Annotated in this window: 14 protein-coding genes; 12 read left to right on the top strand and 2 right to left on the bottom strand. The window is 30.8% G+C overall.

Annotation, left to right across the window (positions count from 1 at the left end; all coding sequences use genetic code 11):
- Positions 1–27 precede the first annotated feature (27 nt).
- The 8 genes from C7447_RS09395 (at position 28) to C7447_RS09360 (ending at position 10,514) form a co-directional block, all read left to right on the top strand.
- Positions 28–2,964 (top strand): tetratricopeptide repeat protein, encoded by a 2,937-nt coding sequence (locus C7447_RS09395; RefSeq protein ID WP_246143053.1) that lies wholly within the window; start codon positions 28–30, stop codon positions 2,962–2,964.
- 4 nt (positions 2,965–2,968) lie between these two features.
- Positions 2,969–4,750 (top strand): TonB-dependent receptor, encoded by a 1,782-nt coding sequence (locus tag C7447_RS09390; RefSeq protein ID WP_148870264.1) that lies wholly within the window; start codon positions 2,969–2,971, stop codon positions 4,748–4,750.
- 39 nt (positions 4,751–4,789) lie between these two features.
- Positions 4,790–6,226 (top strand): M20/M25/M40 family metallo-hydrolase, encoded by a 1,437-nt coding sequence (locus C7447_RS09385; RefSeq protein WP_148870263.1) that lies wholly within the window; start codon positions 4,790–4,792, stop codon positions 6,224–6,226.
- A 4-nt stretch (positions 6,227–6,230) separates the two neighbouring features.
- On the top strand, positions 6,231–6,590 hold the full coding sequence (locus C7447_RS09380) for a DoxX family protein (protein ID WP_148870262.1): 360 nt from the start codon (positions 6,231–6,233) through the stop codon (positions 6,588–6,590).
- Positions 6,590–8,200, top strand: coding sequence for an amidohydrolase (locus C7447_RS09375; RefSeq protein WP_148870261.1), 1,611 nt, complete (start codon positions 6,590–6,592; stop codon positions 8,198–8,200). Before C7447_RS09380 ends, C7447_RS09375 begins: the two co-directional genes overlap by 1 nt.
- A gap of 86 nt (positions 8,201–8,286) precedes the next feature.
- The gene (locus tag C7447_RS09370) at positions 8,287–8,541 is read left to right on the top strand and encodes a hypothetical protein (protein ID WP_148870260.1); all 255 of its coding nucleotides are present in this window, start codon (positions 8,287–8,289) and stop codon (positions 8,539–8,541) included.
- A gap of 207 nt (positions 8,542–8,748) precedes the next feature.
- Positions 8,749–9,288, top strand: coding sequence for a sigma-70 family RNA polymerase sigma factor (locus C7447_RS09365; RefSeq protein WP_148870259.1), 540 nt, complete (start codon positions 8,749–8,751; stop codon positions 9,286–9,288).
- 158 nt (positions 9,289–9,446) lie between these two features.
- Positions 9,447–10,514: an alpha/beta hydrolase family protein gene (locus C7447_RS09360; RefSeq protein ID WP_148870258.1), complete on the top strand. Its 1,068-nt coding sequence runs from the start codon at positions 9,447–9,449 to the stop codon at positions 10,512–10,514.
- 100 nt (positions 10,515–10,614) lie between these two features.
- Here the strand turns inward: C7447_RS09360 and C7447_RS09355 are convergent, their stop codons facing one another.
- Entirely contained in the window at positions 10,615–12,567 is a 1,953-nt protein-coding gene (locus C7447_RS09355) for a YgiQ family radical SAM protein (protein ID WP_148870257.1), read from the bottom strand.
- Between the two features lie 145 nt (positions 12,568–12,712).
- On the opposite strand from C7447_RS09355, the gene C7447_RS09350 reads away from it, so the two are divergent.
- The 4 genes from C7447_RS09350 to C7447_RS09335 all read left to right on the top strand — a co-directional run bounded on the left by C7447_RS09350 (position 12,713) and on the right by C7447_RS09335 (position 19,697).
- Positions 12,713–14,572: a M61 family metallopeptidase gene (locus C7447_RS09350; RefSeq protein WP_148870256.1), complete on the top strand. Its 1,860-nt coding sequence runs from the start codon at positions 12,713–12,715 to the stop codon at positions 14,570–14,572.
- A gap of 107 nt (positions 14,573–14,679) precedes the next feature.
- Positions 14,680–16,596: a CocE/NonD family hydrolase gene (locus tag C7447_RS09345; RefSeq protein ID WP_148870255.1), complete on the top strand. Its 1,917-nt coding sequence runs from the start codon at positions 14,680–14,682 to the stop codon at positions 16,594–16,596.
- 502 nt (positions 16,597–17,098) lie between these two features.
- On the top strand, positions 17,099–17,806 hold the full coding sequence (locus C7447_RS09340) for a hypothetical protein (protein WP_148870254.1): 708 nt from the start codon (positions 17,099–17,101) through the stop codon (positions 17,804–17,806).
- A 313-nt stretch (positions 17,807–18,119) separates the two neighbouring features.
- Positions 18,120–19,697 (top strand): hypothetical protein, encoded by a 1,578-nt coding sequence (locus tag C7447_RS09335; RefSeq protein ID WP_148870253.1) that lies wholly within the window; start codon positions 18,120–18,122, stop codon positions 19,695–19,697.
- Positions 19,698–19,736: 39 nt separating this feature from the next.
- On the opposite strand, the gene aat is transcribed toward C7447_RS09335, so the two are convergent.
- On the bottom strand, positions 19,737–20,381 hold the full coding sequence (aat, locus tag C7447_RS09330) for a leucyl/phenylalanyl-tRNA--protein transferase (protein WP_148870252.1): 645 nt from the start codon (positions 20,379–20,381) through the stop codon (positions 19,737–19,739).
- Positions 20,382–20,429: the final 48 nt, after the last annotated feature.

Below are 20,429 nucleotides of genomic sequence, written 5' to 3'. Positions count from 1 at the left end.
GTGAGTTCTTGGGCACAAAAAACCGAGATGCAAAGTAATTTTGATTCAAAATTCCATAATGCAATCACTTTATACAACAATAAAGCCTATGCAGGAGCTCAGAAATTATTTACTGAAGTTTCAAACAATACAGATAACTATCAAAACATAAAAACAGACGCTGATTATTATGATGCTATGTGTGCTATTAAATTAAATCAGTCTAATGCAGATGATAAAGTTTTAGCATTTGTAAAAAACCATCCGTATAACAGCAAAAAAGAAAAAGCATACATGAATGTTGGTAATTATTATTTTGCTAACAGAAAAGCTTCCCATGCGTTGAAATGGTATCAAAAAGTAAATCCGAAGTTATTAAGTGTTGCTGATAAAGATGAGTTAAATTATAAAATGGGATATGCTCTTTTGGTTTCTAATTATTTTACTGGTGCCAAAGAAAAATTTGAAACACTTTTAGGAAATCCTCTTTACGGAAACGATGCTCGTTATTACTACGGTTATATTTCTTACAAACAAGAAAATTTTGGAGAGGCGGAAGATAACTTAAGTCAGTTAGCTGATGATGCCACTTACAAATCGAAAGCTAATTATTATTTGTTAGACATTGCTTTTAAAGGAGGTAAATTTGAAAAAGCTATTCAAATTGGTGAAAAAATATTACCAACAGCAGAAAAAAAACAAGTTTCTGATATTTCAAAAGTTATTGGAGAAAGTTACTTTAACATTGGAGAATACGAAAAAGCAATTCCCTATTTGCAACAATATAAAGGTAAAAAAGGGCGTTGGAATAATACTGATTATTATTACCTAGGTTATGCTTTTTACAAACAAAAAGACTATGGAAGTGCCGTGCAAAACTTCAATAAAATTATTGGAGGTAATAATAAAATTGCACAAAATGCCTATTATCATTTAGCCGAGTGTTACTTACAAACCAATAAAAAAGTAGAAGCTTTAAATGCTTTTAGAAATGCTTCTGAAATGAACTTTGATGAAACCATTACTGCCGATGCTGATTTTAATTATGCTAAATTAAGTTACGAGGAAGGAAACCCATATAAAAGTGTTCCTGAAGTATTAACAGAATATCTAATAAAGTATCCTGAATCGCCTCATAAACAAGAAATAAGTGAATTACTAGTTACTTCATATTTACATCAACAAGATTACCAAGGAGCCATTAATTATTTAAGAGCAAATAAAAATCCTACAAATGATATTTTAGCTAATGAAATTTCTTTATACCGAGGAATTCAATTATTTAATCAACAAAAATTAAAAGAAGCAAATTCGCATTTTTTAATCGCTTCAGACGCTGTGAATGAAACTATTAAGAACAAAGCGCGTTATTGGATGGCAGAAACAGACTATTTATTGGGTAAATATAAAAACTCATTAAACGAATTTTTATCTGTAAACAACTTCGACATAGAAGAAATTAAAAACATTAACTACAACATTGCTTACTCTTATTTTAAACTAAAAGACTATGAAAATTCTGCTTTATATTTTCAAAAATTCTTAGAACAAAATTTAGAAGATAATGATTTAAATGATGATGCTTCCAACCGATTAGGCGATTCTTTTTACGCTACTAAAAATTATGCAAGTGCAATTACCGCTTACGAAAACGTAATTAATCAAGGAGGTGTAGGATCTGATTATGCACAGTATCAAAAAGCAATGAGCAACGGCCTTTCGGGTAAAAATGAAGATAAAATAAACGATTTATTAGCAGTCGTTAATAATTATGGAACTTCAAAATTAAAAGATGATGCGCTTTTTGAGCTAGCAAATACATACACTTCTTTAGGTAGAACTACAAAAGCTAATAATGCTTATAACCGTCTCTTAGAAGAGCATTCAAAAAGCAATTATATTCCTAGTGTTTTATTACGTCGGGGACTATTGTATTACAAAGGAGGAAATAATCAAAAAGCTTTGACGAATTTTAAAGATATTGTAACTAAATATCCTAATTCTAACGAAGCAAAACAAGCCGTTACTAATGCAAGAAATGTGTATGTTGATATAGGTAAAGTTGATGAATACGCAAATTGGGTAAAAGACATCAAATTCGTGAATGTTACCAATAGCGATATTGACAATACCACTTATGAAGCTGCAGAAAATAAGTTTTTAGAAAACAATACCCCTAAAGCTATAGAAGGTTTTAATACTTACCTAAATAATTTTTCTAATGGGTTAAATGCTTTAAAGGCTCATTTTTACTTAGCACAATCCTTCATTAAAAATAATGAGAAAGAAAAATCTATTCCGCATTATAGCTATGTAGTTAGTCAGGAAAAAAATGAATTTAGTGAAGAATCTTTATCTAAATTATCTCAGATCTATTTAGAAATAGATGATTGGAACAAAGGAATGATTTTGTTAGAGCGTTTAGAAAAAGAAGCTAACTATCCGCAGAACATCATTTTTGCTCAAAGTAATTTAATGAAAGGGTATTACCTAAACAAAGAATATTCAAAAGCTGTTGAGTATGCTGAAAAGGTTTTAGCAAGCGATAAAATAGGACAAGTAGTAGAAGAAGATGCTAAGATAATTATTGCTCGCTCTGCTATTAAAACAAATGATTTTCTTACTGCCGAAGAATATTATAATGCAGTAGATCAAACTGCAACAGGTGAACTTAAAGCAGAAACTTTGTATTATAAAGCGTTTTTCTTGAACGAAGCCAAAGCTTACGAAGATTCTAATAAGGAAGTTCAAAACTTAATAGCAAATTATTCCACTTATAAGTATTGGGGAGTTAAGAGTTACATCGTTATGGCAAAAAATTATTATGCCTTAAAAGATGCATACCAAGCAACTTATATTTTAGAAAATATTATTAAAAACTTCTCACAATTTAAAGACTTGATAGAAGAAGCTAAAAATGAATTGAGCACCATAAAAAATAAAGAAGCCAAAACAAACGAATCGGTAAACACTACTCAAAAGTAAATTAATGAAAAAGTATATAATCCTATTGTTATTGATGTTTGTTAGTACTGTTTTACTGGCACAAGACCCATCATCAGAAAAAGCAAAAGATAGTATAAAAACTGAAGTTGTAGAAGTAATAACCTCCTACGCCCCAAAAGTTACCGATGCTTTTAAAATAAAAAGAAAACCTGTAATTACACTTTCAAAAGATGTAGAAAAAAAGGCATTAAACTACCAAATTATTTCGGTTCCTGTTGCTTCTACATTTATTCCTGCAAGTGGTACCTTAAAAGGAATTGATGTTGGTAAAAAAGAACTTTTATTCGATAATTATTTATCCGTAGGTTTTGGTAATAATACTACTCCTTTCTTTGAAGGGTTTGTGCATCAAAATACCCCTTTTGATAGTGAATATGGTATCAGTTTAAAATTCACCTCCACTTCCGATCCTGTAGAAAACACAGAACTAAGCAGTAGTTTTTACAATATCGATTTAGATATGTTTTACAAACAAGAAGAACGTTATTTCGATTGGAAAATGGGCTTTAATTTACAAAGAAACAAATACAATTGGTATGGCTTGCCAACGAACATTAATTATACCGAACAAGCCATTAATGCTATTGAAGAAGAACAAACTTATAAAAATTATAAAGTATACGGAGAAATTGAATTTGATGATTCTTACATAAAAAAAGGATCTGCTAGCATTGGGTATTTTTCTGATATTTTAGATAGCAGTGAAATTAACGTAGATCTCAATTCTTCCTTTGCTTTTCCACTGGGAAGGTTTGGTCTAAACTTAGAAGATCTTCAAATAGGCGCTTCTCTTAATTATTTGTCTGGTAGTTTTGCAAAATCTTATAACGATGTGAATGAAGAAATAAATCATAGTTTTATTACGGCTGGTATACATCCTTCGTATGATTATGTTTTTTATAATTTTGATATAAAAATTGGAGCAAAAGCCTATTTTTCTATGGATACAGAAAATAGTAAAAACCAGTTTTTTGTGTATCCAGATATAAAGGTAAGCTACCCTATCATTCCTAAATTTGCAAATTTATACGTAGGTGCATCAGGGGATTTACATAACAATTCTTTCAAAAGCTTATCAGAGAGAAATCCATATATTTCACCGACAATTAACATCACTCAAACTAGTGAAACGTATAATTTATTTGGTGGATTGAAAGGGGTTTTAGCTGACAATGTAAATTACAATGTAAAAGGAGGTTATAAAAATGAAGAAGCAAAACCTTTATATATTCTTAACTACTCAAAATCTGATGACGGAATAAAAACAGCAGAAACAAATGGTTTTTTGTTTAAAGGTTATGAGTACGGAAATTCTTTTAATGTTGTGTATGATAATGTAAAAACAGTTTCGTTTATAGGGGAAATTAATTACGATTTTAGCAAACAAATATCTCTAGGTTTAAACGGAGAGTTTAACACATACTCATTAGAAAATCAACAAGAAGCATGGAATTTACCTAAAATAAAAGGAGACATCTTCGGAAAATATAAAACTGAAAAATGGTACGCTGGAGCTAATATATATTTTGTAGGTAGCAGAAAAGGAGTTTTATATGACTACGATAATGACACTATTATTCCTGTTGATTTAGAAAGTTATGTTGATGTAAACCTTAATGGAGGTTACCATTTTAGCGATATTTTTTCAGTGTTTTTAAAAGCGAATAACATCACTAATAACAGCTATCAGAAGTTTACCAACTTTAACACACAAGGTTTTCAAGTACTAGGAGGTATTATTTGGAAGTTTGATACATTATTTTAAAAAAGTTTTTTCGTAGATTTAAGGCTTAATCCAACTACAATGAAAAAACTAATTACCCTACTTTCTGTTGCCACATTTTTAATTTCATGCAATGAACAGAAAGAAAAAACTACGATTGTTAATAACGGACTTTCATCCGAAGAAAAAATAGACAGCACACATGTTAAACATTTTTTTAACACTGTACTAACTGAAGGAAAATCGTACGAATGGCTACGAGATTTAACTCAAAATATTGGTGGGCGTTTATCTGGATCTCATGAAGCCGAAAAAGCAGTTGTTTGGGGAGAAAAACTGATGAAAGAAGTTGGTTTAGATAGTGTTTGGCTACAACCTGTGATGGTACCACATTGGGTTCGTGGTGAAAAAGAAGTTGCAAACTATACCATAAACGGTGTAACCAAAAATGTTCCTGTTTGTGCTTTAGGCTTTTCAATTGCAACACCAAAAAACGGGATTACTGCTGAAGTTATTGAGGTAAAAAGTATAGAGGAAGCAAAAAAGTTAGGAAACAAAGCCAGCGGTAAAATTGTCTTTTTTAATGGTGCTTTCGACAATACACTTATCAATACCTTTCAAGCTTATGGAGGTTGTGTTGGGCAACGTTTTTCAGGTGCCGCAACCGTTGGCGTACTTGGTGCTAAAGGTGTAATTGTACGTTCTATGACCAATGGAATTGACGATTATCCACATACAGGATCTATGGGTTACGGTGAAATTTCACAGGAACAATATATCCCTGCTGCAGCAATAAGTTCTAGAGCTGCAGAAAATTTAAGTAACGATTTAAAAACGAATCCTAACTTAAAATTCTTTTTTAAACAAAATTGTGAAACCTTACCAGACAGTCCTTCTTTTAATGTGGTCGGGCAAATAACAGGAACTGAAAATCCTGATAAAATAATGGTTGTAGGTGGACATTTAGATTCTTGGGATTTAGGTGAAGGTGCTCACGATGATGGAGCAGGAATTGTACAATCTTTAGAAGTTGCTTATTTATTTAAAAAGAACAATATCAAGCCTAAAAATACACTTCGTGTAGTCTTTTTTATGAATGAAGAGAATGGATTACGTGGAGCTACCGAATACTCAAGACTTGCTAAACTAAACAACGAACTTCATATTGGTGGTTTAGAAAGTGATGCTGGAGGGCATACTCCAAGAGGTTTTTCTATTGATGCTAATCCTGAAAATACTAAACTAATTAAAAGCTGGAACAAATTATTGGCTCCGTATGGCTTACACGATTTAGTTAAAGGTGGAAGCGGCGCAGATGTTGGTCCGTTAAAAAATGAACATGTAACTTTGGTAGGTTATCGTCCGGATAGCCAACGTTATTTTGATTACCATCATACCTCAACCGATACTTTTGATAAAGTAAACAAACGAGAATTAGAATTAGGAAGTGCATCGATGACTAGCCTAATTTATTTAATGGATAAATATTTATACACACAAGACAAAGTAAAACCATAAACCTATGGAAAAAATAGCGTTAATTTTACGCATCGTGTTTGGAGTGTTTTTTGCTTTTGCTGGGATAATGCATTTTATAAAGCCTAAAATTTTTAATCGATTTATACCTAATTTTCTTCCAAAGCTTGCTATAAATTTTGTGGCAGGTTTTTTTGAGTTAGCCATTGGTATTGGTTTAGTTTTTAATCAAACATCGAAAAAAGCCGCTTTAGCAATGTTTATTCTTATGCTTGTTTTTTTACCCATTCACGTTTGGGATGTCTTTAGAGAAAAACCAGCTATTGGCTCGAAAAAAATAGCTCTTTTAAGAATTCCTCTTCAGTTTTTACTCCTATTTATTGCCTATTTAATATACACATTCTGATGAAAAAATTACTACTTTTCTTCTTTTTAGTAAGTCTATTTACAAAATGTAAAAAACTAAAAGCAGACTTAATAATTGTAAATGCTAACATCTACACAATTGACAGTAGTTTTTCAAAAGCAGAAGCCTTTGCTGTTCGTGACGGAAAATTTATGGCCGTTGGAAGTAATAAAGAAATTAAAAAAAACTATATTTCTTCTGAAATAATAGATGCTAAAAACCAAGCTATTTACCCAGGATTTATAGATGCACATTGCCATTTTTACGGATTAGGCTTACAACAACAAAAAGTAGATTTGGTTGGTACTAAGAGTTTTGATGAAGTTTTAGAACGTTTATTAGACTTTAAAAAAGAAAAAAAAGTAAATTTTATTACAGGTCGAGGTTGGGATCAAAATGACTGGGAAGTAAAACAATTTCCTACTAAAGAAAAATTAGATGAATTATTCCCAAAAACACCTGTAGCAATAACTAGAATTGATGGTCATGCTATGCTTATAAATCAAGCTGCTATTAATTTAACTAACATCAATGCAACCTGTAAAGTTAATGGTGGTGAATTCATTAAAGAAAACGGAAAATTAACCGGGGTTTTAATTGATAATGCTATGAGGTATGTCAAAATACCTGAACCTACTCGAAAAGAACAAATTCAAGCTTTAAAAGATGCTGAAAAAATTTGTTTTGATTTAGGACTAACAACCGTCGATGATGCTGGTTTAGATAAAAATGTGATTGAATTAATTGATAGCTTACAAAAAACAGGAGAATTAAAAATGCGCATGTATGCTATGATTAGTAACAACCCAGAAAATTTAGATTATTATCTAAACAAAGGAATTATTAAAACAAACAGGTTAAATGTTCGTTCTGTAAAAGTATATGCAGATGGAGCCTTAGGCTCTAGAGGTGCTGTTTTAAAAGAAGAGTATTCTGATAAAAAAGGGCATTTTGGAGCTTTAGTTAATTCGTATAGTAATCTTCAAGATTTAGCTAAAAGAATTGCTGATTCTGAGTATCAAATGAATACACATGCTATTGGAGATTCTGCTAATTACGTAATGCTAAAAACCTATAATAAAGTTTTACAAAATGATACAAACCGTCGTTGGCGAATTGAACACGCTCAGATTATTGATTTAAAAGATTTTGATTTTTTTAAAAATATTTTACCTTCTGTACAACCAACCCATGCTACATCCGATATGTATTGGGCTGAAAACCGAGTAGGTTCTGAGCGAATAAAAGGAGCTTATGCCTACAATGATTTGCTGAACCAATACGGTAAAATAGCTTTAGGTACAGATTTTCCGATAGAAAACGTAAGTCCATTATACACTTTTTATGCGGCTAGTATTAGAAAAGATTTAAAAGGATATCCAGAAAATGGCTACCAAACTAATAATGCATTATCAAGAGAAAATACTTTAAAAGGAATGACTATTTGGAATGCCTATGCAAATTTTGAAGAAAATGAAAAAGGTAGTATTGAAGTAGGTAAACTGGCTGATTTTATTATACTTGAAAACGACATCATAACTATTGAAGAAAACAAAATTCCAAAAACAAAAGTTATAGCTACCTATGTTAATGGTGAAAAAGTAAACTAACCACAAAATACTAACCCTCAAAACTTATTTTGTTTTTGGATTGTTTTTCATTATATTATTGTTTTACAGTTAAAAACGATAAAATTATGGATGAAAAAACGCAAAAAAGAATTAAAATAATGAATTCCGTTTTAGTAAAAATGGAAGATATTAAAAACTCTCAAAAAAGTTTAATTCAAAAAATTGGGGTAGTTGAAGTTCAATTATTTGATATTCAATCTAAAGATTTAGACAAAGAATTAGATAAAGTAATGCAAAGAGCTTCCGGAACATTAGATATTATTAAACAAGCCACAGAAGCATTTGAAATGAAACGCAATCGTCTTGAAAATGAATCATAAAGTTTTTCGCCTGTAAAACTTTATCATAAATTATTATTTATTCTATGCATCTTTTTCAAATAATTTACGTCTAATTAATAAACCATAAAACGTAATATAATGAAATTTAAAAATGAATGTACTTGTAATTGTGAAGGATGTAAAACAGGAAGTTGTAACAATTGTACATGCGAAAACTGCACCTGTAATAACTGTAATTGCTAAACAATGACTACACAGAAAGTTTGGATAAAATATGCTAAAGACCTAAAACAATTTATCATCAGCAAAGTGAAAGACACCACTATTGCTGATGACATTTTGCAAGAATCTTTCATTAAAATACACATGAAACTCCATACTTTAAAAGATATTACCAAATTAAAACCTTGGGCGTTTACTATTGCAAGAAATTCTATTCTTGATTATTTCAAAACAACGAATCAAACTTTTGAAATTACTAATTTTAAAAATGAAATTCAACTTTTAGAAAATACACATACTCAAAAAGATTGCTTGCGTGGTATTTTACAAAATTTACCCGAAAAATACCGTACCCCTATTTTTTTATCAGATATTAAAGGATTAAAGCAAGAACAAGTTGCCAAACAACTAAACCTGCCCTTACCTACTGTAAAATCGCAAATACAACGTGGTCGAAAGCTTATAACAGAAGGTTTTATGAACTGCTGTGGATTCACTCTTAACGAAAACGGAAAACTCATTGGTGAAATTCAGGAAAAGGAAAATTGCAAGGTTTGTAACTAAAACTTACACCATAATCATTTCTTACTATTCTTATCCAAACCTTTTTATAAAATTTCCTATAATCAAAAGCATAATAATATTTTGTGAACCACAATACCAAATACATTTTGTAACAAATAGTTATTAAACAAGTCTTACTATAAATAAACTAATATTTTATGAAATTATTTAAACAAATTGCAAAGTTTATAGGTGTTTTATTTTTGTTCATTGGTTTAATTACTGGTACTGTAATCTATAGTTATATATATATAGATAAAGAAATTCAAACCAACACAATTACTGAAACAAAAGCAAAATTTGGATCTTTTAAAGATTCAGAAATAATTAAAAAAGAAAAACTAAACGGCTTTAAATACTGGGTTTTAGAATCTTCTGGAATTATTTTTCCGAAATTTAAACTTTTACAAAATGTAGATATTTACTCTATTGCTTATAAAAGCGATGGGTTAATTATAACAGGGATTATGTTAACTCCAAAAAAAGAAGGTATTTACCCATGTATTATATACAATCGAGGAGGTAATAGAGATGCTGGCAGACTCAATTTTAGGCAAATTGACAAGTATATGCTCCCTTATGCAAATCAAGGATACGTCGTAATTGCTTCTAATTATAGAGGAAATAGTGGTAGTGAAGGGAAAGAAGAATTTGGAGGAGCAGATGTTAATGATGTTATGAACTTAATTCCTGTTTTATCTAAAACATCAATGGCAGATATTTCTAAAATCGGAATATTTGGTCATAGTAGAGGAGGCTTAATGACATACAAGGCTATTAAAAATAAAAACATTTTTAAAACAGCTGTTGTAATGGCTGGATCTGCTAACGAATTTATTAGCATTAGAGATAGACCTGAAATGGAACAATTTGTTTATTCTGAAGTGATACCTAACTACTATGAAAATCGTGACGAAAATTTAAAAGACAGATCCGTTGTTTATTGGCCTGAGAAACTAAATAAAATGCCATTGTTGCTTTTACATGGAACAAAAGACAAAAACGTTAATTATGAAGAAGCGAAACAATTGGTTACAAAACTCGATAGCCTAGAATTCCCATATAAATTTGTATCTTTTGAAGGTGATGATCATGTTTTAAATAATAATCGCAAAGAATCCGTAAAAATAATATTAGACTGGTTTAATAAGTATCTACGAAATGTCGAACCTTATAACGAAACTCAAAAACAAATAATCATAAACGATAAAACTGTTTATAAATAATCTTTTTTACTCCAGATAAAAAATACCGTTGTTGTTTTATATATGTCTAATTTTTCCATTTAAAATACTGAAATATAAAATAACAACGATTTACGTAATATTACCTTCTCCTCTTTTTCTTGAAACCTTTGTTTTTTCTTCTCGATTCTTTTTTTGGAGCAACCACAGTATCATCAAAAGTATGCTTTGCTTTTTGTGGTTTATTTTTTCGCCAAGAAGTATCATTTGGTAATAACTTCACCAATAAATCTGTTCGACCTACAGAAGTCAATTTATCTTTAATCCACTGGCGGTTTTCTTTTTTATACCAAAAGAAAAAACGATGTTGATCCTCTTTCTCTTTTGCCGTTTTTGGCGTTTTTGTGGGCTTTAATGTATATGGGTGATAACCACTGTAATAAATTACCGTAGCTACTGTCATCGGTGTTGGTGTAAATCCTTGTACTTGCTCTAATTGAAAACCCATATCTTTCGTTTCTGCCGCTAAATTTGCCATATCTTCCGCTTCACAAGCTGGATGACTCGAAATAAAATACGGAATCAACTGTAAGTTTAGTCGCTTCTTCATATTAATACGATCAAAGCGGTCTTTGAACATATGAAAATATTTAAACGACGGCTTGCGCATCAATTTTAATACTGGGTCTGAAGTATGCTCTGGTGCTACTTTTAATCGACCAGAAACATGATTGGTCATCACTTCTTCCGTATAAGCATCTAATTCTTTCGGATCTGCATTTTTGTTAAATTCTGGCACCAACATATCATGACGAATTCCACTTCCAATAAATGATTTTTTAACCTTCGGATGCGCATCAACTGCTTTATACAATTCCGTTAATGGTTTATGCGAGGTATCTAAATTACTACAAATTACTGGTGAAATACAACTCGGAGCAACACACTTGTCGCAAATCGATTGTACTTTACCTTTCATTTTGTACATGTTTGCTGACGGACCACCGATATCGGATAAATATCCTTTAAAATCGTCCATTTTTGTAACAGCATCTACTTCTTTCAAAACAGATTCTTGACTTCTACTGGCAATAAATTTACCTTGATGTGCTGAAATCGTACAAAAACTACATCCTCCAAAACAACCACGATGCACATTTATAGAAAACTTAATCATTTCAAACGCAGGAATTGGACCCCGTTTATTATATTTTGGATGTGGTAAACGCGTATATGGTAAATCGAAAGAACCGTCAATTTCTTTTTCTGTCATTGTAGGAAACGGTGGATTGATTACCAACTGCTTCTGACCTACTTTTTGAAAAATTCGTCGTGCTTGTAATTTATTAGACTCTTGCTCAATCACTTTAAAGTTTGATGCAAATGTTTTCTTATCTTTTAAACAGGCTTCATGAGAATTAATCTCTACATCTTCCCAGTTTTTATTCTTTGGAAGTTCTTCTTCTTTTGGTAATAAAACTGCTGTTTGTTTTATTGTACGTAAACTCGAAAAAGGAATCCCTTTTTGCAACAATTCTACAATTTCTCTAAGAGGTTGTTCTCCCATTCCGTAAACCAACATATCTGCCTTAGAGGTTTCTAAAATTGTTGGCAATAATTTATCCGACCAATAATCGTAGTGTGTAACTCTACGAAGCGAAGCTTCAATACCCCCAATTAAAACAGGAACGTCTGGAAACTTTTCTTTTAATATTTTTGAATATACAGAGGTTGCATAATCGGGTCTAAAACCTTTATCTCCGTTTGGCGTATAGGCATCTTTATCTCTTCGACGTTTACTTGCCGTATAATTACTAACCATTGGATCCATACATCCGCCTGTAACTCCAAAAAACATACGTGGCTTTCCTAACTTTTCAAAGTCTTGTAAATTATCGTTCACACTAGGTTGTGGAACAATCGCTACTCGTAAGCCATAACTTTCAAGGATACGACCGATTACAGCAGGTCCAAATGCAGGATGATCTACATAGGCATCTCCACTAAACAAAATTACATCTAGTTCTTCCCATCCGCGAAGCTTAACTTCTTTATTTGTAGTGGGTAACCAGTCTGAAAGTCTTCTAATTCTCATATTTTGCAAAGGTACAACGTTTTAAGTAAATCCAATCAAAAATTAATACTTGCTTAATTGTCCTAAAATTTTGTTAAACTCGTTACAAAAACTGTAACATTTCGTTTACTAATTATACTTATATCATAACTATTAAAAATTTATCATGAGAAAAATATTTGTCGCTGTATCAGCTATCGCAATACTTGCTAGTTGTTCTTCTGTAAAAAACACTGTTAAAAACAAAGCTCTAATTGAAACAACCATAGACCTTACAAATGTTGTTGATGATAAGGTTCAAGTTAGCATTAACCCTCAAAAAATTACAGAAAATACTATTGTATATAATATTCCTGCAATAGTTCCTGGAACGTATGCAATCAGTAATTTCGGTCAGTTTGTTACAAACTTTAAAGCCTATGATTATGATGGAAACGAGTTAACTGTTGAAAAACTTGACACCAATTCATGGCAAATTAATCACGCTGCCAAAATGGACAAACTCTCTTATTTGGTTGATGATACATTTGACTCTGAAATTAACCATGGTATTTATGTGATGGCTGGTACTAATATTGAAAAAAACAAAAACTTTTTACTAAACTTACCTGGATTTGTTGGGTATTTTAAAGGTAAAAAAGAAACTCCATACACAATTACTGTTAAACACCCAGAAAACTTAGTTGAAACTACTTCTTTAATCAACAAAAATGTAATAAAAGAGAATAAAACGGAAGATGTTTTTTATGCAGCTCGTTACGATGAGATTTCTGATAACCCGATTATGTATGCACCAGAAAATACCATTAATTTTAATGTGGACGGAATCGCAGTTTCCCTTTCAATTTACTCACCAAATAACGTACATTCTGCAGCAGATTTAAAAGAGCCTTTACAAAAAATGATGCAAGCGCAATCTAACTTCTTAAAAGGTTTTAATACAACTAAAGAGTACAACATTTTAATCTATTTATTTGATCGTGAAATACATGATTTTCAAATATTTGGAGCATTAGAACACAACACCTCAACAACAGTTGTATACCCTGAAGCATTTAAAAAAGAAGAATTGATCGACAATATGATCAATCATGTGGTTTCCCATGAGTTTTTCCATATTGTAACTCCGTTATCTGTTCATTCTGAAGAAATTCATAACTTCAACTTTAACGAACCTAATATGTCTAAACATTTATGGATGTATGAAGGTATTACAGAATATTTTGCTCATTTATTTCAAGTAAATCAAGGTTTAATTTCTGAACAAGAATTCATCACAAACATAGAGGGTAAAATTGCGACTTCAAAGCGTTTTAAAGACGATATGTCTTTTACTGAAATGAGTAAAAATATTTTAGATAAAGAATATGCTTCAAACTATTCTAATGTGTATATGAAAGGTGCATTAATAGGAATGTGTTTAGATATTATTTTAAAAGAAGAAACTGAGGGGAAATACGGTTTAAGAAACCTAATGAAAGACTTATCTAACAAATACGGAAAGCATAAACCATTTAAAGATGATGAAATTATTGCGGAAATTGTTAAAATGACCAACCCCAAAATTGGTGAATTCTTTACTACACATGTAGAAGGAGCTACTCCTATCGATTACAATACATATTTTGAAAAAGTAGGTGTCAAAAATGAGACTGTTGTTGAAGACGCTACTTACTTTGTAAATAAAAAAGGACGTCCGTTTATTTCTGTAAATGACGATCGAAAAATATTCTTTACGCCAAAAACAAATACAGGATTAGAAACTTTAGGTGTTAAAGCTGGAGATATTTTAGAATCTGTGAATGGTGAAAAAGTTACAATCCAAAATATTCGTCCTGTTATAGGGAAAACGATGCAATGGAAAGAAGGAGATACAATTTCTATGGAAGTAACAAGAGATCAGAAATTAATAAAATTAGAAGGAAAATATATACAACCTAAAGCTAAGAGTACAAATCTAGTTATTGAGGAGCTTCCTGCTAACAATCCAAAAACAATATTAAGAAACGCTTGGTTAAAAAACTAAAACAACCTTTTTAACAAACATAAAGCTGCCAAATGGCAGCTTTTTTTATTATTATAATTTTAAAATTCAATAGCTTATATTTATGCTTCAATTTTACCAAACCAAATATGAAGTCATTTTATAAACTAACATTTATTGCTCTTTTTTTCATTATAAGTTGTACCAAAACAACAAAAAAAGAAGTTGAAAAAAAAGACACGTACACACAAGATAATTACAATAAAAAAGAAGTAACAATTACCATGAGAGATGGTGTAAAACTACACACCACTATCTACTCCCCAAAAGACGTAAGTAAAACCTACCCTATTTTATTACAACGAACCCCTTATAGCTGTAAGCCTTACGGTGAAAGTGAATTCAGAACAAAAATTGGACCTAATTTAAACTTAATGAAAGAAGGGAATATTATTGTATACCAAGATGTTCGCGGACGTTGGATGAGTGAAGGTGTTTATGACAACATGCGTGCCTACATTCCGAATAAAAAAACCAATGAATCTGATGAAGTTTCAGACACTTATGACACCATAGATTGGTTAGTTAAAAATGTAGAAAACAACAACGGGAATGTGGGTACTTGGGGAATTTCTTATCCGGGGCATTATGCAACCGTTTCTACTATCGATGCACATCCTGCTTTAAAAGCAGCTTCACCACAAGCATGCATTGGCGATTTCTTCTTTGATGATTTTCATCACAACGGAGCTTTTTTACTAAGCTACTTCAAAGCAATTTCACTATTCGGAACATACAAAGATCAACCAACAGATTCTGCTTGGTATTCTTTTCCTGATATGAAGACGCAAGATCAGTATCAGTTTTTCTTAGATAAAGGTCCGCTAAAAAACTTGAACGAATATTTTCAGTACGACAGATTGGATGTAAAAACTACGGAAAGTAAAAATAGGATTGATGACTTCTTTTGGAAAGAAATTGTAGAGCATCCTAATTACGATTCTGTTTGGCAAAGCAAAGGAATCATTCAGCATTTAAATAAAGTTCCTTCAACAGTGGCAACCATGATTGTTGGCGGTTTTTTTGATGCAGAAGATTTATACGGTCCGTTAGAGACTTATAAGGGCATTGAAAAACATCAACCAGAAAATTATAACACATTGGTCCTTGGTCCTTGGGATCATGGTGGATGGTCGAGAAACAAAGTTAAAAACACTGTAGGTAATTATTATTTTGGAGATTCTATTTCACTAAAATTCCAAAAAGAAGTAGAAACTAAATTCTTCAATCACTTTTTAAAAGGAGACGGTTCTAAAAACAGTGGATTACCAGAAGCCTATGTTTTTGATACCGGTAAAAAAGAATGGAAATCATACGATGTTTGGCCTCCTCAAAATACACAAAAACAATCTTTTTATTTATCAGAAAATCAAGAATTAACTTCGGATAAAAAATCAGAAACAAAAATTAATTTCATCAGTAATTTAAAACGCCCTGTTCCTTATTCCGAAGATATTAAAACCGTATTTACACCAAGAAAATACATGACAGACGATCAACGTTTTGCTGCTCGAAGACCTGATGTGTTGGTTTTTGAAACCGATGTATTAACCGAAGATTTTACACTTGCAGGTGATATTTTAGCAAAACTAAAAGTAGCTACTACAGGTACGGCAGCCGATTGGATTGTAAAAGTGATTGATGTGCATCCTGCAGATTTAAAAAATGACAATAAAGAAATGCAAACGCATTTAAAACTGAGCAATTATCATTTAATGGTCCGTAGCGAAGTGATGCGTGGTCGTTTCAGAAATAGTTTTTCAAACCCTGAACCATTTACACCCAACAAAAAAACGGATGTAAATATTAAGTTACAAGACGTTTTTCACACCTTTAAAAAAGGACATAAACTACAAATTCAAATACAAAGTACATGGTTTCCTCTAATTGATTTAAATCCACAAACCTATGTAGAAAATATCTACAAAGCAGATGAGAAAGATTTTAAAACGCAAACTCACACCATATTTACCGATAGTTCAATTGAGTTTTCTACCTTAAAATAACCTCTACTATAAGATAATTAGATAGGTTTTAATTATTAAAATTTTAAATTATTTACCACATAAAGCGATATATAAAGTTATGTTGTATTAGAAACAAAATTTAAATAAAAAACCCGCTCAAAAAAAATTGAGCGGGAAAATTGCTATGAAAAAGAACTTAAGACGTCTCTTAAGTAGTTACAAAGTAAAGATATTTAATACGTTTATTACTACAACAATCGATGAATTGAATTAAATGTATAGATGAACGGTTGTTTTTACTAGTTAAAAGGCAACAAAACCTTGCTCCCTAAATTAGTTGATGATGGATTGAATAGAATACCATTATTAAACCAAAACTGTTTTTTGATTTCACTAACTTATAAATAAAATCGGTAAAAGATAAAACGTTGAAGTTTGAGTACCCATATTTGGTTTGATTCTTAACTTGTTTTTCAATAACTTCGCTATCGTCTGATATAAGTCATTAAAACGAACTCATATCATTAAAGTTAGCAATTATATGACCAAACCAACAGAAATACCGATTATTGATTATGCAGAATTTCTATTATTCGGAATTGAATTTTCTTTGGTTGATTTTAAAAAATACCAAACTGAAATTGAGAGTTTTTTAGACAAAGAGAAAAAGTCATTGGACGAATCTTATAATAAAAGTCTGGCGGAATTAGACCAAGATGATTATAAAAGATATAATCAAATCGCACAAGATTATTATTATAGAAGTGGAGATATTGCAACCTTATTTCCTCATAATTTCAGAGCATCTTTTTTAATACAAATAATAACTTTTATTGAACACGAATTGAAATTAATTTGTGAACATTACGAAATTGAAAAACAAACAAAATATTCTATTAACGACTTGAAAGGAACTAATGATATTGAGAAAGCAAAACAGTTTCTGGAAAAATCTTGCAATGTGAATTTCCGAAATTTGGACAAAGAGTGGCAATTTATTTTGAAAATAAAGCGAATTAGGAATAAATTAGTCCATTCTCAAGGATTTGTAAAGAAAACAGAAAAGGATTGGAAAGTGTTTAATGACTTTAATAATAAATTAAAATATTTTGACTTCAGTCCAAAAGGAGAATTAGTAGAAGAACCAAAATTGATAATTAAGAACAGATTACTAATTGACGATTTATTAAAAGTGACAGAAGATTTTTTTAATAAACTATTAGGAAAAGAATTAAAATACAATTGCTAACACCGTATAAAAATAATTGCTAAATTAATGCTTAACCAAAGGTCGTTGCTGTTTTGTTACGTCTGATTTTCCTGCGGAAAATCCTCGCACACAAAACCGCAACTATTCTTATACATAAACGATAGCGAAACTTCCTACCACTATCACTTTAAGAACGCTTCTCTTTATATTTCTCTAACTCGTAAACTAGCTACATGCTTAGTGTAACCTTAGCAATCGATGAGTTTTTATATCTAAAAACAAAACATTTTAATCTTCATTTTTGCTTTATATCAATTATTATATATTTGAAGCTAATTAAAAAATAAAACTAATGAAAAAAACTACCCTGCTTATTTTATTATTTATTAGCTCCCTAACAATTGCTCAAGATTTCAACATTACCAAAAGTGAAATCTTTAAAGACAAAAAAAAACATAGTTTCTTATCTTTTGCTATAGACGACCAAGATGGTGGTTTAATTACGGTTAGAAGATACTTAGGAGGCTTTCCTTTCAAAAAAATTAAAGGTTATTACATTGAGCATTTTGATAAAGATCTTAAACTAAAAAATGAATTCGACTACGAAGTTGATAAAAGCAGAATTGAAAATGCTTTTGTTAAAGATGGAAAATTACATTTAATTGAATTTGAAAATTTAAGCAAAGAAGATCAAATTGTTTACAGAGCGCTAAGTACAGATATTAACAACTTTAATTTTAAATCGAAAGAATTATTGTCTATTTCAGAAGATAATATCAAAACATATTTTGGTTTTTCTCTTTTCACCGTTTTCTTTAATAACGGTGTAGATCAAATGGATGGTGACCATTTAGGTGAAGTTATCATGTCTAAAAACAACAAATTCTTTGCTATTAATTTCGACTTTAAAGACAAAGAAAAAGAAACTCATAAAATTTTTGTGTTTAACGACAATTTAGAAATGGTTTACGACAAGCTAATCGTTAAAGACATTAAAGACCGCTTATTTAAATATAATAGTATTGATGTCGATGACCAAGATGGGTCTGTTTATTTCTTAGGAAAATCATTCGAAAACAATTCAACGAAAAAGAAAAAGAAAGGAAAAGCAAATTATCATTTCGAACTAAGTAAAATAAATAAAAATGGTGAAAAAATAGCAAGTTTTAAAAACCCTGATAAGTTTATTGGCTCATTATCTTTAGTAAAAAACAACGGTAAAATTTCTTGTGTTGGCTTTTACGGTAATAAAGACGAAGGTAAATACAATGGAGCTTGTTTGTTTAACTTAAACCCAACTTCATTAGCTTTAGATGCTGAAAAATACAATCCTTTTTCAGAAACTTTTTTATCAGATAAGTATGGAGATAGAGAAGGAAAGAAAAAACGTAAAAAGAAAAAAGGATTAACAGCTATCAAATTTAGAAGTATAGAGGCTATGCCGAATGGAGATCTAGTAATCAATGCAGAAGAAGATTACATTACTACTCATACAACTTTTGGTCCTAATGGAACAACGAGCACCACTACTGTTCAGCATTATGATGATATTATTTCGTTGAGACTTAACAACCAAGGAGACTTAAAATGGGCTAGAAATATTAATAAAGCGCAAACTGGTTACCAAAACAGTTCTTTTACTCCTATTTCTGTTGGAGAAAAAACTTACTTTTTTATTAACTGTTCAGATAAACTAAAAAAGTTAAGAGACGATCGTATTCAGTTTAAGCAAACTTCTGCTAAAAACTCAAATTTATACGCTATTTCAATTGACGGAGATGGGGCTTATGATATTAAAAAACTAATTGACAAGAAAGATTCTAAAGTTTACTACAAAGTAAATAATGGTATTGTTTCTGATCATAAAAACGAAGTGATTTTATTAGGAAAAAGAAAAAAAGATTCTCAGGTTATTAAGATTAATATCTAACAACTTCCTTTTTAAAACACTTTACAAAACACGAATAATTTAATTATTATTCGTGTTTTTTTGTAATATGCTTAAAAACTCTTTTCGCTCAATTTCTCTCGCTCCTAAACTTGCTAAATGTTCATTATATACTTGACAGTCTATGAGTTTGTATCCACAGTTTTGGATTAAATGTATAAAAGCTAATTTTGAGGTATTACTCATTTTACTAAACATGCTTTCACCACAAAAAACACCGTTTTGTAAATCGATTCCGTAGAGTCCACCAACCAATTCATCTTCAAACCAAACTTCAATAGATTTTGCAATGTCTCTTTTATGTAGATTAATGTAGGCTTGCTCCATATCATCAGTAATCCAAGTACCTAATTGGTCTTTTCTATCTGTGTGCTTGCAATTAAAAATAACTTCTTCAAATGCTTTATTTTCAGTAATAACAAACTGATTTTTTCGCATCAGTTGCTTCATCGATTTAGAAATCCTCAACTCTTCAGGAAACAACACCATTCGTTCCCAAGGAGAATACCAAACAATTGGCTCTCCTTCGTTAAACCACGGGAAAATTCCGTTTTTATAGGCAAACGTTAATCGTTCTACCGATAAATCTCCTCCTAACGCTAAAATACCATCATCTGTTGCTGTCTCGTGTGGTGGGAATTCTATTTTTTTACTTAACCAAATCATTTAATATATTATAAAAATCGTCACTGCGAGGTACGAAGCAGCCTGTAA

The organism is Tenacibaculum adriaticum (assembly GCF_008124875.1).
Taxonomy (GTDB): Bacteria; Bacteroidota; Bacteroidia; order Flavobacteriales; family Flavobacteriaceae; genus Polaribacter; species Polaribacter adriaticus.
This window is presented reverse-complemented; position numbering and strand designations above follow the sequence as displayed.

Coding starts and splice junctions, on each gene's coding strand:
- C7447_RS09360 (WP_148870258.1), top strand. CDS start 9,447: ATGAAATTATTTAAACAAATTGCAAAGTTTATAGGTGTTTTATTTTTG.
- C7447_RS09355 (WP_148870257.1), bottom strand. CDS start 12,567: ATGAGAATTAGAAGACTTTCAGACTGGTTACCCACTACAAATAAAGAA.
- C7447_RS09350 (WP_148870256.1), top strand. CDS start 12,713: ATGAGAAAAATATTTGTCGCTGTATCAGCTATCGCAATACTTGCTAGT.
- C7447_RS09335 (WP_148870253.1), top strand. CDS start 18,120: ATGAAAAAAACTACCCTGCTTATTTTATTATTTATTAGCTCCCTAACA.
- aat (WP_148870252.1), bottom strand. CDS start 20,381: ATGATTTGGTTAAGTAAAAAAATAGAATTCCCACCACACGAGACAGCA.
- C7447_RS09345 (WP_148870255.1), top strand. CDS start 14,680: ATGAAGTCATTTTATAAACTAACATTTATTGCTCTTTTTTTCATTATA.
- C7447_RS09375 (WP_148870261.1), top strand. CDS start 6,590: ATGAAAAAATTACTACTTTTCTTCTTTTTAGTAAGTCTATTTACAAAA.
- C7447_RS09385 (WP_148870263.1), top strand. CDS start 4,790: ATGAAAAAACTAATTACCCTACTTTCTGTTGCCACATTTTTAATTTCA.
- C7447_RS09340 (WP_148870254.1), top strand. CDS start 17,099: ATGACCAAACCAACAGAAATACCGATTATTGATTATGCAGAATTTCTA.
- C7447_RS09390 (WP_148870264.1), top strand. CDS start 2,969: ATGAAAAAGTATATAATCCTATTGTTATTGATGTTTGTTAGTACTGTT.
- C7447_RS09365 (WP_148870259.1), top strand. CDS start 8,749: ATGACTACACAGAAAGTTTGGATAAAATATGCTAAAGACCTAAAACAA.
- C7447_RS09380 (WP_148870262.1), top strand. CDS start 6,231: ATGGAAAAAATAGCGTTAATTTTACGCATCGTGTTTGGAGTGTTTTTT.
- C7447_RS09370 (WP_148870260.1), top strand. CDS start 8,287: ATGGATGAAAAAACGCAAAAAAGAATTAAAATAATGAATTCCGTTTTA.
- C7447_RS09395 (WP_246143053.1), top strand. CDS start 28: ATGCAAAGTAATTTTGATTCAAAATTCCATAATGCAATCACTTTATAC.